General features: G+C 50.0%; 12 protein-coding genes. 4 read left to right on the top strand and 8 right to left on the bottom strand.

The genetic code is table 11. The features are described 5' to 3' along the window. Positions 1-7: 7 nt before the first annotated feature. A complete protein-coding gene (gene rnr / locus T411_RS0108485) occupies positions 8-2473 on the bottom strand; it encodes a ribonuclease R (protein WP_001285864.1) in 2466 nt (821 codons plus the stop codon). A 182-nt stretch (positions 2474-2655) separates the two neighbouring features. Between rnr and T411_RS0108480 the strand changes: the two genes are divergently transcribed. Beyond that, positions 2656-4485, top strand: coding sequence for a DUF3413 domain-containing protein (locus tag T411_RS0108480; RefSeq protein WP_000925711.1), 1830 nt, complete (start codon positions 2656-2658; stop codon positions 4483-4485). A gap of 26 nt (positions 4486-4511) precedes the next feature. Here T411_RS0108480 and motX read toward each other — a convergent pair whose 3' ends face one another. The 7 genes from motX to kefG all read right to left on the bottom strand — a co-directional run bounded on the left by motX (position 4512) and on the right by kefG (position 11198). Continuing rightward, positions 4512-5147: a flagellar protein MotX gene (gene motX / locus T411_RS0108475; RefSeq protein WP_001883957.1), complete on the bottom strand. Its 636-nt coding sequence runs from the start codon at positions 5145-5147 to the stop codon at positions 4512-4514. Between the two features lie 207 nt (positions 5148-5354). Next, positions 5355-6653 carry an adenylosuccinate synthase gene (locus T411_RS0108470; protein WP_000527934.1) on the bottom strand — a complete coding sequence of 433 codons (1299 nt, stop codon included), beginning with the start codon at positions 6651-6653 and terminating at the stop codon, positions 5355-5357. 127 nt (positions 6654-6780) lie between these two features. Continuing rightward, complete coding sequence (locus T411_RS0108465) at positions 6781-7761, bottom strand: isoaspartyl peptidase/L-asparaginase family protein (protein WP_000193324.1); 981 nt, start codon at positions 7759-7761, stop codon at positions 6781-6783. 162 nt (positions 7762-7923) lie between these two features. Next, the gene (gene slyD / locus T411_RS0108460) at positions 7924-8523 is read right to left on the bottom strand and encodes a peptidylprolyl isomerase (RefSeq protein WP_000687662.1); all 600 of its coding nucleotides are present in this window, start codon (positions 8521-8523) and stop codon (positions 7924-7926) included. Positions 8524-8614: 91 nt separating this feature from the next. Beyond that, entirely contained in the window at positions 8615-8815 is a 201-nt protein-coding gene (locus T411_RS0108455; RefSeq protein ID WP_000810607.1) for a YheV family putative zinc ribbon protein, read from the bottom strand. A 9-nt stretch (positions 8816-8824) separates the two neighbouring features. Continuing rightward, entirely contained in the window at positions 8825-10627 is a 1803-nt protein-coding gene (kefB, locus tag T411_RS0108450) for a glutathione-regulated potassium-efflux system protein KefB (RefSeq protein ID WP_000188337.1), read from the bottom strand. Next, positions 10608-11198 (bottom strand): glutathione-regulated potassium-efflux system ancillary protein KefG, encoded by a 591-nt coding sequence (gene kefG / locus T411_RS0108445; RefSeq protein WP_001245312.1) that lies wholly within the window; start codon positions 11196-11198, stop codon positions 10608-10610. The genes kefB and kefG overlap by 20 nt, the downstream gene beginning before the upstream one ends. Positions 11199-11320: 122 nt before the next feature. Between kefG and T411_RS0108440 the strand changes: the two genes are divergently transcribed. Genes T411_RS0108440 through T411_RS0108430 form a run of 3 tightly spaced genes read left to right on the top strand, consistent with a single transcriptional unit; the run spans position 11321 to position 14709 of the window. Continuing rightward, positions 11321-13237 carry an ABC transporter ATP-binding protein gene (locus T411_RS0108440; protein WP_000627681.1) on the top strand — a complete coding sequence of 639 codons (1917 nt, stop codon included), beginning with the start codon at positions 11321-11323 and terminating at the stop codon, positions 13235-13237. Then, a complete protein-coding gene (locus tag T411_RS0108435) occupies positions 13238-13723 on the top strand; it encodes a TIGR02444 family protein (protein ID WP_001278735.1) in 486 nt (161 codons plus the stop codon). It begins immediately after the preceding gene. Further along, complete coding sequence (locus T411_RS0108430; RefSeq protein WP_000627575.1) at positions 13720-14709, top strand: hydrolase; 990 nt, start codon at positions 13720-13722, stop codon at positions 14707-14709. The genes T411_RS0108435 and T411_RS0108430 overlap by 4 nt, the downstream gene beginning before the upstream one ends. Positions 14710-14824: the final 115 nt, after the last annotated feature.

Raw genomic sequence — 14824 nt, 5'->3', positions numbered from 1 at the left:
GTGTTACCTATTTGGTTTTATCTCGTACTTTGCCGCTTTTCTTACGAGCTTGGTCTTTGCGTTTTTTCGGCGCTTTGGTCTTTTTCGGTTTGCTACGGCCTTCACTGTCTGGACGGCGCGTCGCTTCTACCTGTGGTTTCAACTCTGATTTCGTTGGTGATTTGCCACGGGCACCTTTAGTGGCCGCTTCTTTTTTACCTTGCGCTTTGGCTCGAGCTTCATCGGCACGTTTCTTGGCGGTTTTACCTTGGCCGCGTAGCTTACGACTAGTTTCGACCAATTCAAAGTCAATTTGGCGATCATCAAGGTTTACCGCCAACACTTTTACTTTTACCGCATCACCAAGACGATAGATGGCACCAAAACTTTCCCCCACCAGACGCTGACCAATCGGATCGTAGTGGTAGTAGTCGTTAGCCAGAGTCGAAATGTGTACCAGGCCGTCAATGTGCAGCTCAGTGAGACGGACAAAGAAGCCGAAACTGGTGACGTTCGCGACGACGCCTTCTAATTCTTCACCCACATGATCTTGCATATACTCGCATTTGAGCCAGTCAGACACTTCGCGCGTCGCATCATCAGCGCGGCGCTCAGTCATGGAGCACTGCTCACCGTAGAAGTCCATGTCATCGAAGGAGTAGTGATAGCCACCGGTTGGAGTCCAACGGTCTTGGTTGCGCCCTTCTTGCTTCGCGATCAGATATTTGATCGCACGATGCAGCAACAAATCCGGGTAACGACGGATTGGCGATGTAAAGTGTGCGTAACGTTTCAACGCCAAGCCAAAGTGACCCGCGTTATCCGCGTTATACACCGCTTGCTTCATCGAGCGCAGCAACATGGTTTGGATCAGCTCTTTATCTGGACGTTCACCAATTTGCTTCATTAAATTGGCGTAGTCGGTCGGTGATGGCTCAAGGCCACCGGAGAGATCGAGCCCCAACTCACCGAGGAAATCACGGAAGCCAGTGAGACGTTCTTCACCTGGTGGCTCATGGACACGGTACAACGCCGCTTCTTTGGCTTTTTCTACCAAAGAGGCAGAGGCGATGTTGGCGAGGATCATACACTCTTCAATCAGCTTATGCGCATCGTTACGTACAACAGGCTCAATGCTTTCAATCTTGCGCTGAGCGTTGAAGATGAATTTGGTTTCAACGGTTTCAAACTCAATCGCGCCACGCTCATCGCGTGCACTTTTCAGCACCTGATACATTTTGTGCAACTCTTCAAGATGAGGAACCAGCGCTTTATAACGCTCGCGCAGTTCTTCATCCCCTTCGAGGATTTCATGCACTTTGGTGTAAGTCAGGCGAGCGTGCGAGTTCATTACCGCTTCGTAATGCTTGTAGCCCGAGAGCTTACCCGTTTCCGATACGGTCATTTCACACACCATGCACAAGCGATCGACTTGTGGGTTGAGTGAACAGAGGCCGTTCGACAGCACTTCCGGCAACATTGGGACAACTTGCGATGGGAAATAGACCGAGTTACCGCGGTTGATCGCTTCTTTATCGAGAGCGGTATCGGGACGTACGTAATAGCTCACGTCGGCAATCGCGACCCATAAACGCCAGCCACCGCCTTTTTTCGCTTCACAATAGACAGCATCATCGAAATCTCGAGCATCTTCGCCATCGATCGTGACTAATGGCAAAGCACGTAGATCGACACGGCCTTGCTTGGCTTCTTCAGGTACTTCCTCGGTCAATCCCGCTACTTGCTGCTCAACTTCTGCGGGCCATTCATGGGGAATTTGGTGAGTACGAATCGCAATTTGCGTTTCCATACCCGGGGCCATGTTTTCACCCAACACTTCAACGACTTTACCCATCATGCCGCGGTTACGCGTGCCACGGTCGGTAATTTCAATCACGACCACGTTGCCCATGCGAGCGCCGGCACGTAAGTCATTGGGGATCAGAATGTCATGATGAATGCGTGAGTCATCCGGCACCACATAAGAGTAACCGTATTCAAAGAAGAAACGCCCGACAATTTGGCCATTGCGCTCTTCGAGAATGCGTACTAAGCGCCCTTCTTTACGGCCTCGTTTATCAGTACCGCTCGGCTGCACTAAGACAAAATCACCATGGATCAGCGTACGCATCTGGTGGTGGGGCAATAAAATATCGCCTTCTTTGTTTAAGCTTCCTTCTGGACGAACCCAGCCGTGGCCGTCTTTGTGGCCAATCACATAGCCTTTCACCATTTCCAGTTTTTCTGGCAAGGCATAGCATTGACGGCGCGTGAACACCAGTTGGCCATCTCGTTCCATTGCCCGCAGGCGACGACGCAACCCTTCATATTGCTCTTCGCCTTCTAGTTTGAGGGCTTCGAACAGATCGTTGCGATTCATGGGAACATTGGCTTGGGTTAAAAATTCGAGAATGTACTCACGACTCGGAATTGGATTGTCATAATTGTCGGCTTCGCGATCAGCGAAAGGATCAAGATGTGTGGTATCAGACATAGGCAGACCTGCTTATCTAGGAAGGTGTTAGTTATATCCTACTGCTTTGTCACTACGAACAACTAATGACAACGCACAGAACTCTTTCATCATTCTAGGTAATGTGACATAGGTCAACTTTTAAGTTATTATTTGCAGCAATTTTGCTGTCCAACCAATCCCATTTGCTACGGGGATTCCACATGTTATTGATGATAAAAAAGAATATAGAGTGGCTTTTTAGTCACTTTATTTTGAATGCTGTTTTATTAGCTGTATTGGGCCTCCCCTATTTGCAATGGATGGAGGTCAGCAGCAGTAATAGGGTAGCGTACGCTTATCTTTCGGCCACCCAGTTTGGCTGGTTTGGGTTATTTGCCTTTGCCATCACGCTGGTTTCACTCGCTCTGGTTTGGCTCCCGAGTCGCCTACTGCACGGTGTTGTGTTTGTAGCCTCTTGGGCCGTGAGCATTTTGTTGATGGTCGATATTGAAGTGTATCAACAGTACCGATTCCATCTGAGTGGCTTTGTGTGGGATTTGCTGTTGCATGGTGGACAGCAAGTGATCAGCGTGTCGTGGTATACCCTTGCGATGGCAGGCTTTATTGTCTTCGTGGTCGGCTTTGCCCAATGGCTCATCATGAAACTGGCGCAACGCATTCAACATTCACGTGGAGTTCGCTGGGTATCGGCGGTTTGGTTACTTTCATTGCTGAGTAGCCAGTTTATCCACGCTTGGAAAGATGCCACTTATGACAGTGAGATCCCAAGCTACAGCTATCACTGGCCGCTCTATTATCCGTTGACCGCAAAACGCTTTTTCGACCAGCTCGGTGTTGTTGATGCGCAATCCGCCCGCCGTCAGCAGGTGGATTTTCATGCACCAACCAGCAGTACTCTCAACTATCCGCTGCGACCTCTGCACATTGAACCGCCTGCAGAGCGCCCAAACATTTTATTGATTGGGATTGATGCTTGGCGTTTTGATGATGCCAATCGCGATGTGACGCCCAACATTGCTCACTTTGGTCAACAAGCCACGCGCTTTACTCATCACTTAAGTGGTGGAAATTCAACCCAAGCTGGCTTATTCAGTCTCTTTTACGGCTTACCCGCTACCTATTGGGAGGAGTTTCAAACCAGCCAAACTCGCCCACTGCTGATGCAAACTCTCGCAGATTTGAACTATCAGTTTGCTATTTACGGCTCGGCACCACTCAATAGCCCACCGTTTGACCGAACGATATTCAGCAAAATTGCCCAGCTACGTACAGTCACGCCTGGAGAAAACTCACCACAGCGTGATGAACGTATTACTGAGGATTTTTTGCACTTTTTAGAGCAACGGGATCGTAGCAAGCCCTACTTCGGTTTTCTGTTTTACGATTCAGCGCATGCGGCTGATTTCCCAAGCTCGATGACACCACCTTTCACCCCTTATTGGGAGCGAGTCGATCACATCAAACTCAACAACGATTTTGATCCCGAGCCGTACCATAACCGCTATCGCAATGCCCTCTATTACGCTGATAGTTTGATTGGCAAAGTTCTTGAGCAGTTGCAAGCCCGTGATGAGCTGCGCAATACCATAGTGATCATCACATCCGATCATGGTGAAGAGTTTAATGACAATCGACAAAATTATTGGGGACATGGCAGTAACTACAGCATGGCGCAGATCCATGTACCACTTTACATCTACATTCCTGACAAAGAAGGAAGCGTATTAACGCACAAAACCACCCACCTCGATATTGCGCCTATGTTGATGCAAGAAGTGTTAGGGGTACAAAATCCACTCAATGAATTTGCGTTAGGCTACCCGCTTTGGCAAGAGAGCCCACAACGGGAATGGACGATTATCGGTAGTTACTTTAACTATGCGTTAGTGAGTGATAAAGAGATGTTGGTGAGCTACCCCACCGGGCGAGTCGAGACTCTCAATTCAGAACTTGCCCCAGAGAAAGAGCGTCAAATTTCGACTCAGCAGATCATGCAGGCGCTTGAAGAGATGCGGCAATTCTTGCGCTAAAGGGAACCAGTTCTGGTAAAGCGGCTTTACCAGAACGTTTCTCGGCGTTTGGCTCGCGCGATGATATTTTCCGGCATCCTACGCTCTAAACCTTGACGCAGCAGAGCGATACGATTGTGAGTACGCTGATCGGCAGTGACCGAGTTATACAACCAGCGGTAGGCATCTTCATAATCGAGCGGACTGCCGTAATCACGCAGTAACAGTTCAGCGAGCTGAATACGCGCATTAAGATTGCCCATTGCCGCTGCTTCACGCAGATAGGGGATCGCGCGTTCTTTGTCTTGTTGAACTAAGGTGCCGCGTGAGTAGTAGCGCCCAAGCTGCTCCAGAGCAGCAGGCAAACCTTGATGCGCCGCATTCTCCATATAGTAGAGACCCAGCTCAACATCCTGATCCACACACACTCCCCAAGCCAGCATATCGCCATACAGAAACTCATAAGAGGGCAGACTGATACGTGTCGCACGTGCGACAATATCTTCCACGATCTGGCAATTATCCGCTTTTACGCGCTCAAGATGCTTATTTTCTTCAATCAGTTTGATTAGCTCAGCTTCCGAATAGATAGGCACTGGCTCTCCTAAATCCGCTGCATAAGCAGGATTGTAAGAGGAGTGCCATGCAAGCAATAAGGAAGCGGCTACCGTTCGTAGCTTCATACCCGCACTCTTATAAACACCGGCAGTCACCACGCGCCGCATTGCACGTTGACCCGGATTGCTTTCTATATCGGCATTGAATGCAATCGCTTTAGCCCCGTTTACCGTTTTGCGGCAACTTTTTGCCACAGGCGCACAAAATACCACCAAGAGTATGGCAAAAAAAAGCCGACTCGGTGAGTCGGCTTACTGTTTTTTATCTCAAGATCACGCGCTGAATGGGTGAACTTTGATGATGGTTTCGTTGCGGTCTGGGCCAGTAGAAATGATGTCTACCGGAACGCCAGTCAGCTCTTCTATGCGCTTGATGTAATCCAGTGCTGTCTGTGGCAGTTCAGCCAGCGTTTTTGCACCGAAAGTCGTTTCAGACCAACCAGGCATAGTTTCGAAAATTGGCGTCACGTTTTCAAATGCGTCAGCGGCCATAGGTGAAACTTCAGCAATAGAACCGTCAGGCATTTGGTAACCCGTACAGATTTTGATCTCTTTCAGACCATCTAGAACGTCCAGTTTGGTCAGGCAGAAGCCGGTGACTGAGTTGATTTGGATCGCGCGGCGCATTGCCACTGCATCAAACCAACCACAACGACGCTTACGACCTGTGGTTGCACCAAACTCATGGCCTTTAGTGCCTAAATGATCGCCCACTTCGTCAAACAGTTCAGTTGGGAACGGACCGGCACCAACACGAGTGCAGTACGCTTTCGCGATACCAAGGATGTAACCTAGGTGACGAGGACCAAAACCAGATCCCGCAGCAACACCACCAGCAGTGGTGTTTGAAGACGTTACATATGGATAAGTACCGTGGTCGATATCCAGTAGTGTACCTTGCGCGCCTTCGAACATGATTTTGTCGCCACGCTTACGCGCTGCATCCAGTTCGTTGGTTACGTCGATAACCATAGAAGTCAGCAGTTCTGCATAACCCTTCGCCTGCTCCAGTACCGCTTCGTAGCTTACTGGTTCTACTTTGTAGAAGTGCTCAAGTTGGAAGTTATGGAATGCCATCACTTCTTGCAGTTTCTCAGCAAAAGAAGCCATATCGAATAGGTCGCCAACACGCAGACCACGACGAGCTACTTTATCTTCGTACGCAGGACCAATACCACGACCAGTAGTACCGATTGCTTTCTTGCCACGAGCGGCTTCGCGCGCTTGGTCAAGAGCAACGTGGTATGGCAGGATCAGAGGACAAGCTTCAGAAATGAAAAGACGCTCGCGAACAGGAACACCACGCTCTTCGAGACCAGACATTTCTTTGATCAATGCTTCTGGTGAAAGTACTACACCGTTACCGATGATGCATTTCACGTTATTGCGAAGAATACCGGATGGAATTAAGTGGAGAACGGTTTTTTGACCGTCGATTACTAGTGTGTGACCTGCGTTGTGTCCGCCTTGGTAGCGAACCACGTATTTTGCATCTTCAGTTAAAAGGTCTACGATTTTACCTTTACCTTCGTCACCCCATTGGGTGCCAAGAACGACAACGTTATTACCCATCTTTCCAAGTCTGATTGCTAGTTAAAAAAGGATTCTAGCACCGAATTTGAATCCTTGCAGTCATTTTTTAAGCATGAAAAATTCATATAAAACGGCTTTGAAAATCCATTCAGTTATTAAGAAAAGGTTATTCGTCAGCGTAAATTTTCACACTGAATTGACCATGGCGATCAATCCCCGCGCGATACATGCCAGAACTGTTCATGGCAAAGTGAAGATCGCCCTGCGCATCAATCGCAATTAATCCCCCTTCACCACCTACACTTTTCAGTTCACCTTGTACCACGGTTTCACAGGCGATATGGACATCTTCTTTGAGATAACGCATGCGTGCTGCAATATCGCCTGCGACCGCATAACGGATGAAGTACTCGCCCATTCCAGTGCATGAAATGGCGACATTGCCATTTTCAGCCAGCGTTCCAGCGCCGATGATTGGCGAGTCGCCCACGCGACCAAAGCGTTTATTGGTGATCCCACCCGTACTGGTCGCCGCCGCCAAATTGCCCTGTTGATCCAGCGCCACCGCGCCTACCGTGCCAAATTTCTTATCATCGGGATATTCACTTGGCGGCTCTTGTTCAGCAGACTCTGATTGATAGGAAGCTTCTGAAAGTGCAAAGCGATCTTGCTGCTTCATGTTTTGCAGCTGTTCATAACGGCGCTCAGTGAAAAAATAGTCTTGCTCGGTATAAACATGCCCTTGCAGGAAAGCAAATTGCTCCGCCCCATCACCAATCAAAAACACATGATCACTATGACGCAGCACATCGCGCGCGAGTTGAATTGGGTTGCGAACATGACGCACACCCGCAATCGCGCCAGCCTCTCGGGCTGCGCCATGCATCACCGAGGCATCCATCTCCACCATTTCATTGTGCGTCAGTACTGAGCCTTTGCCGGCATTAAACAGTGGCGAGTCTTCCAATACTGTCACCGCTGCCACCACCGCATCTAAGGCATCGGCTCCTTCAACCAGTAGCTGATGCCCGGCTCGCACGGCTTGCTCTAAAGTCGCGAGGATGTCCATGCGCAATGCATCACTCATCTGCTCACGCAAAATCGTGCCGGCACCGCCATGGATGGCAATCGCAAAAGGCTGTGTCATGACTTGTGTTCTCCAATAAGGTTAACCGTTTCATTTCGGCGTTTAGAATGGGCGTATAGTGCCAAAGTTCGCAATAAAAAAGCGCTAACCGGATCGCGGTTAGCACTTTCAAATCTGTCGTACTACGAAAATAACGTACTACTTAGCGAGATGGGCTCACTATTAGTGAGAACCACAACCGCCGCCGCCACAGCAGCCGCCTTCTTTCTTACCGTGACCATGGTGATCGAGACCGTGGCCTTCGCCACCGCAGCAACCGCCTTCATGATCATGGTCGTGATCGTGACCACAGCCACCCACTTGGTGGATATGACCGTGAGCAATCTCATCTTCCGTCGCTGCGCGCACGGCAACCACGTCTACGGTGAAAGTCAGTGACTGGCCAGCCAGCATGTGGTTACCATCAACCACGACTTCATCGCCATCCACTTCAGTGATTTCAACTGGGATTGGACCTTGGTCTGTATCGGCGAGGAAACGCATACCGACTTCCAGCTCATCCACTCCTTGGAACACGTCTGCAGGAACACGCTGTACCAGATCTTCGTTGTGTTCGCCGTATGCATCTTCTGGTGCGATAGTAACGGTGAATTTATCACCAGCCACTTTGCCTTCCAATTCACGCTCAAGACCTGTAATCAGGTTATTGTGACCGTGCAGGTAATCCAGCGGCGCATCAACAGTAGACTGATCCACCACCACGCCATCTTCGATAGTCAATTGGTAAGCAAGACTTGCTACCGTGTTTTTTTCAATTTTCATAACTGCTCCAGGGAGGTTGTCTCTTGACTGCCAAATGCAGGCCAAGAGAAGAATGTTGCCGATATTATGAAGATCACACGCAGAAACTCAATTACTCCGGCTTAAAAATCCCGATCATCTGCTCATTCGCATGCTCACTCTGCTCGACGGATTTGGGTTTACGCTGTTCATGGAACCCACATTCGACGCACTCAACCAGCTCAATGCTGTTCTCTACCCACCATTGTAACGTATCGGCGGTCTTGCACTGTGGGCAGTTTGCGCCAGCGATAAAACGTTTTTTCTGTTTCACGAGATTGTACTACTCCTTTTCCCAATATCGGCGTGAGAGCTGATCACTGTCCATCTCACGGCTAAATATTTCTTCAAGTTCGGTACGCGCTTCTTTGGCGCGCAGTTCGAGTTGTTTATCTTCATTATGTTGCGGTAGCAATTCTTTGAGCATAGTTTTATCGAGACGATGAAAATGCTCTTCGGCACGTTTCGCTTGATAAGGATGCATGCCAAGTTGAACCAAGGCTTTGCGCCCCAAGTCGAGTGCGCTCAAGAAGGTTTCTCGGGTGTAATTTTGTACTCCGAGACTCATCAGTTGATAAGCTTCGACCCGACTGCGTGCTCGCGCCAACAATTTCAGATTCGGAAAATGCTGCTGACACAGCTCTACTATGGTGATCACTTGCTCAGGGTCGTCAGTACAAACCACCAAGGCCTCTGCTTGCTCAACACCCGCAGCGCGTAATAGTTCCAGATTGGTGGCATCCCCATAAAAGACTTTGTAGCCGTATTTACGCAGTAAACGTACTTGGCTGGCGTCACTTTCCAAAATAGTGACTTTGATTTTGTTGGCGTACAGCAGACGCCCCACTATCTGACCAAAGCGGCCAAAACCGACAATGATCACTCGCGGCTCTTTATTTTCGACATCCGGCGTCAGTGGGTTTTCTTCAATATTGAGCTGGCGGGCAAACCAGTATTTTTGGGCAGAGAGTAATAACGGCGTGGTCACCATAGAAAGGCTCACCACCACCAGAAGGAAGGAGACTTGCGAAGCCGTCAGCAAGCCCTCCGCACTGGCGGCGGTAAAAATCACGAAGGCGAATTCCCCCCCTTGGCTTAAAATCGCCGCCATTTTGCTGCGCGCTTTGGCAACCGTACCCGACAGGCGTGCCAGCAGATAGAGCACTAGACTTTTGACAATCACTAAGCCCAACACGGCCAGCATAATCTGCAGAGGCTTGACGAGTAACAAACCCACGTCCACTGCCATACCCACCGAAATAAAAAACAGACCAAGCAATAAGCCTTTAAAAGGATCGATAGCGATTTCTAGCTCATGACGAAACTCGCTTTCTGCGAGGATCACCCCAGCTAAAAAAGTACCTAGCGCCATCGAAAGACCAACCTTCTGCATCAGCAACGCGATGCCAACCACCAAGAGCAAAGCCGCGACAGTAAACAGTTCGCGCACGCCACTTAATGCGATGTATCGAAACAGCGGGTTAAGCAGAAAATGTCCGCCCAGTAACAAAGCAGCAATTCCTCCCGTCATCCACAGGGCATTCAGCCAATCGCCACTGCTGTTTCCAGCGAGGATTGGCAGCAGTGCCAACATGGGGATCACCGCAATATCTTGAAACAGCAGCACCGCAAATCCCGATTGTCCCGCCTCAGTACGCGTTAAGCCGTGCTCTTCAATCACGCGCAGAGCGATCGCGGTCGATGAAAGCGCCAGCGCCATACCGATGACTAACGCACTTTGCCAACTGACACCCAGTAAATACGCGACACTGGAAAGCACCGCAGTGGTCACCACCACTTGCGCGCCGCCTAGCCCTAAAATGGGGCCGCGTAGATTCCACAGTTTTTTCGGGTTGAGCTCTAAGCCAATCAGAAACAGCAGTAGCACCACGCCAAACTCAGCAAAATGCATGATGGCTTGCACATCGCGGATCAAGCCCAGTCCCCATGGACCAATCGCAATCCCCGCCAGCAAATAGCCAAGCACAGAGCCTAATCCCGCGCGCTGCGCAAGGGGGACGGCAATCACCGCAGCGCTAAGAAAGACGACACTGCTACTGAGAAAATCACTGGTCAGTGGCGTCATACGGCTCTCCTTGCCAGTGGGCGATCTCTTGTAACCATTGCCGATAACGCTCTGCATGTTGCGCACGCTCTTGATCACTGATGTTGCGTGACCAATACAGCACCAAAGGCTCAATCCAGTGCATCTGACACAAAGCCGCACTGAGCTCGAACGGCTGCAGGATTTCATTCAGCGGATAACGGTTATAACCGCGTTGATCGTAGGCGGTGTGGTTGCCGCCAGTGGTAATCACACTGCGCCAAAGTTTCCCTTTCAGCTCACTCTGTTTACCGAAGGCGAAACCTTTGCTCAACACGCGATCAATCCACTCTTTTAAAAGAGCAGGGCAGGAATACATATAGAGGGGATGTTGCAACACCAGCACATCATGTTCCCGCAAGCGCTGCTGCTCGGCATGCACATCAATAAAGAAATTGGGGTAAGTGGCGTAGAGGTCGATAATCGAAACATGCTCTAAATCGGCAATCTTTTCCATCATCACCTGATTGGCAACGGAGTGTTGTGGATCTGGGTGCGCATACACCACCAGCACTTTGGCTTTCGTTTGCTCTCGGTTGACCAAGTTGCGCACTCCGCTGATTTGTTACTAATCCGTTACTCAGCATCATAACCCAATTTGTATAATGATCGACATTTATCCTTATTCCACCTACTATTCCGAGCGAAAATTCAACGGGCGATAAACGATTTTTTATGATTACCTTTTCTGAGATTCAGCTACTGCGTGGCGGCAAACCACTCCTTGAGCAAGCTTCAGCCACCATTCATCCCGGCGACAAAGTCGGCTTAGTGGGCAAAAACGGCTGCGGCAAATCCACTCTCTTTGCACTGCTGAAAGATGAACTCACCATTGATGCGGGCTCCTTCAGTAAACCAGCGCACTGGGAGCTGGCTTGGGTAGCACAGGAAACCCCGGCGCTGGATCGCACAGCATTGGAATACGTCATCGATGGCGATCGCGAATACCGCGAACTTGAACGCCAATTGATGGACGCAGAAGCGGCCGACAACGGCACCAAAGTGGCCGATTTGCATGGCAAAATCGAGATGGTCGGTGGTTACAGCATTCGCGCTCGCGCCTCAGAACTGCTTGACGGTTTAGGCTTTACTCAAGAGCAGATGAGCTGGAGCCTGACCCAATTTTCTGGTGGCTGGCGGATGCGTTTAAACCTCGCGCAAGCGCTGATTTGCCGCTCAGATTTACTGCTGCTCGACGAACCGACCAACCACTTGGATTTGGATGCGGTGATGTGGCTAGAGCGTTGGCTGCAAAGCTACCCCGGCACGCTGATCCTGATTTCCCATGACCGCGATTTCCTCGACCCAATCGTCAATCGCATTGTGCATATTGAAAATCAGACGCTGAATGAATACACGGGCAACTACTCGTCGTTTGAAACTCAGCGCGCACAGAAAATGCTTCAGCAACAAGCCATCTATCAAAAGCAACAAAAGCAGATGGCGCACATGCAAAGCTATATTGATCGCTTCCGCTATAAAGCGTCGAAAGCTCGCCAAGCCCAAAGCCGGATTAAAGCGCTGGAGCGGATGGAAAAAGTGCTGCCCGCCCAGTTTGATAACCCGTTCAGCTTTGAATTTCGTGAACCTGCCGCGCTGCCGAACCCGATCCTGATGATGGATCAGGTCGCAGCGGGCTACGGCGATAACCTCATCCTCGAGAAGATCCGCCTCAATCTGGTGCCGGGCAGTCGCATCGGTCTGCTTGGTCGTAACGGCGCAGGTAAATCCACCTTGATCAAACTGCTCTCGGGTGAGCTCAAACCGCAATCGGGTGACTGCACATACTCGCAAGGGGTGAAAATTGGTTACTTTGCGCAGCATCAGTTGGAAACACTGCATCCAGAAGAAACGCCGCTGCAACACATGATGCAAATCGCGCCAGACAAAAATGAGCTCGAGCTGCGTAACTACTTAGGCAGCTTTGGTTTCCATGGTGAGAAAGCACTCGAAAAAGTCGCGCCCTTCTCGGGTGGTGAAAAGGCCCGTTTAGTGCTGGCACTGATTGTGTGGCAAAAGCCCAACTTACTGCTGCTTGACGAACCCACCAACCATTTGGATTTGGATATGCGTCAGGCGCTAACCCTTGCGCTACAAAGCTATGAAGGCGCAATGGTCATTGTCAGCCATGATCGCTACTTGCTGCGTGCCACCACCGATGATCTCTATTTAGTGCATGATCACCAAGTCGGCCCGTTTGATGGTGACTTGAATGACTACTACAAATGGCTTACCGATCAGCAAAAAGCCGAGCGTAAAGAAACCCAACCGACCAATACTGCGAATAGCGCGAACAGTGCCGCGGCGAAAAAAGAGCAAAAGCGCCGTGAAGCCGATTTTCGTAAGCTCACTGCGCCAATTCGCAAAAAGCTGACACAGTTAGAAGAGAAACTCGATAAGTTGAACCACGTTGTCAGTGAGATGGAAGCACAATTGTCGGACACCTCACTGTACGAAGCACAGAATAAAGCGACACTGACTGAGGTGTTGGCTAAACAAGCCGCCGCCAAATCCGAGCTTGAGCAAGTCGAGCTAGAATGGATGGCCGAACAAGAAACCTTGGAAGAGATGGAACGGGAGTTCAACGGATAAATGAGTGATGAGCACGCCAAACCAAGATTAACACTGGAAAGACTCTGGCAATTCAGTTTGCAGTATTACAGTGTGCGCGAGGTAAAAGAGGCGTGCTTACGATTGCAAAATAGCCATCACGGCAATGTCAATCTGCTGCTGTTACTCAAATGGCTAGATGAACAGCAGCTCACTTTTGCGGAAACTGACTGGCCGACGGTGCTGGAATGTTTGAGTCATTCGGAAACTCTGCTGCACGATTTTCGTGATTTGCGGCGACGCTTGAAAAGCCATTTGCCAGACACGCTCTATCGCGAGGCTCTGCAGTTTGAGCTGCAATTAGAAAAGCAACAGCAAGCGGATTTGGTCCATTGTCTCAATCGAATGACACTTCATCCTGCGCAAGATCTATCGCTCACTCTGCAATACTGTAAAATGCTTGGCGCAGAATACTTAGCCGAGCTTTTTTCAGCTCCGTACCGAGAATCCGATACTCCAACATCATGATCACGTTTATTGCTGCTAAGGGGCTGAAAAATCCCCACTTACAAACTCTGCTGCCTCGCTTGCTGCGAAAACAGCCGCTGTTTAGTGCCGAATGGCAAACGCTATTCACGCCTGATGGTGATTTTCTCGATCTTGCTTGGAGCGAAGATTGGCGCACACCACACGCGCAGCGTAAGCCGCTGTTTGTGTTGTTCCACGGCTTAGAAGGCAGCTTCAAAAGCCCTTACGCGAACGGCTTGATGCACGCCTTTGCGCGGCAAGGCTGGCTCTCGGTGATGATGCATTTTCGCGGTTGCAGTGGTAAACCCAACCACTTAGCACGCGCTTACCACTCTGGCGAAACGGGCGATGCGCGTTTTGTGCTGGAGTATCTGCGTAAACAATTACCAGAGCGTCCGATCGTTGCCGTCGGTGTTTCACTAGGCGGTAACATGCTCGCCAACTATCTTGCGCAGTATCGGGATGATCCTATCGTCACGGCCGCCACCTTGATTTCTGCGCCACTCGATTTAGCCGCCTGCTCACAACGTATCGAACAGGGCTTTTCCAAAGTGTATCGAGCCTATCTGCTCTCTTCATTGAAGAAAAATGCCATCGCGAAATACCCACTGCTGGAAAACGCTTTGCCACTGAGCCCTGAGCGAATCCGTGCGATCGCTAAACTCGCCGAGTTTGATGATGTGATCACCGCGCCGCTGCACGGTTTTCATGATGCAGCCGATTATTACCAGCAGTGCTCTGGGATTAAACAGCTGACTCAGATCCGCGTCCCGACTCAGATCATCCACGCCAAAGACGATCCTTTTATGACTGAAGCGGTGATCCCCAATTTTCCGCTACCTGACAATATCCGCTATCGTCTCTTCGAGCATGGCGGCCATGTGGGTTTCCTGAGCGGTTCATGGCTTAAACCGTATTTTTGGTTAGAGCAAGCTCTACCCGAGTATTACGCACCGCTGCGAGATGATTTTCTACAGCCCAGCTAATCCACGATTCCTTCTCCACAGATGAAAGCGACATTCAAACGACTGAGCGTGGCGGCAACTCGTCGTTTCTTTCAGTCATACAAAAGAACCGTCATAAAAAAGCGCCATCATAAAA

The sequence above is a fragment of the Vibrio cholerae ATCC 14035 genome (assembly GCF_000621645.1).
In the GTDB taxonomy this organism is placed as follows: domain Bacteria; phylum Pseudomonadota; class Gammaproteobacteria; order Enterobacterales; family Vibrionaceae; genus Vibrio; species Vibrio cholerae.
Note: the sequence above shows the minus strand (reverse complement) of the source record. Positions and strands in the feature narration are given on the sequence as shown.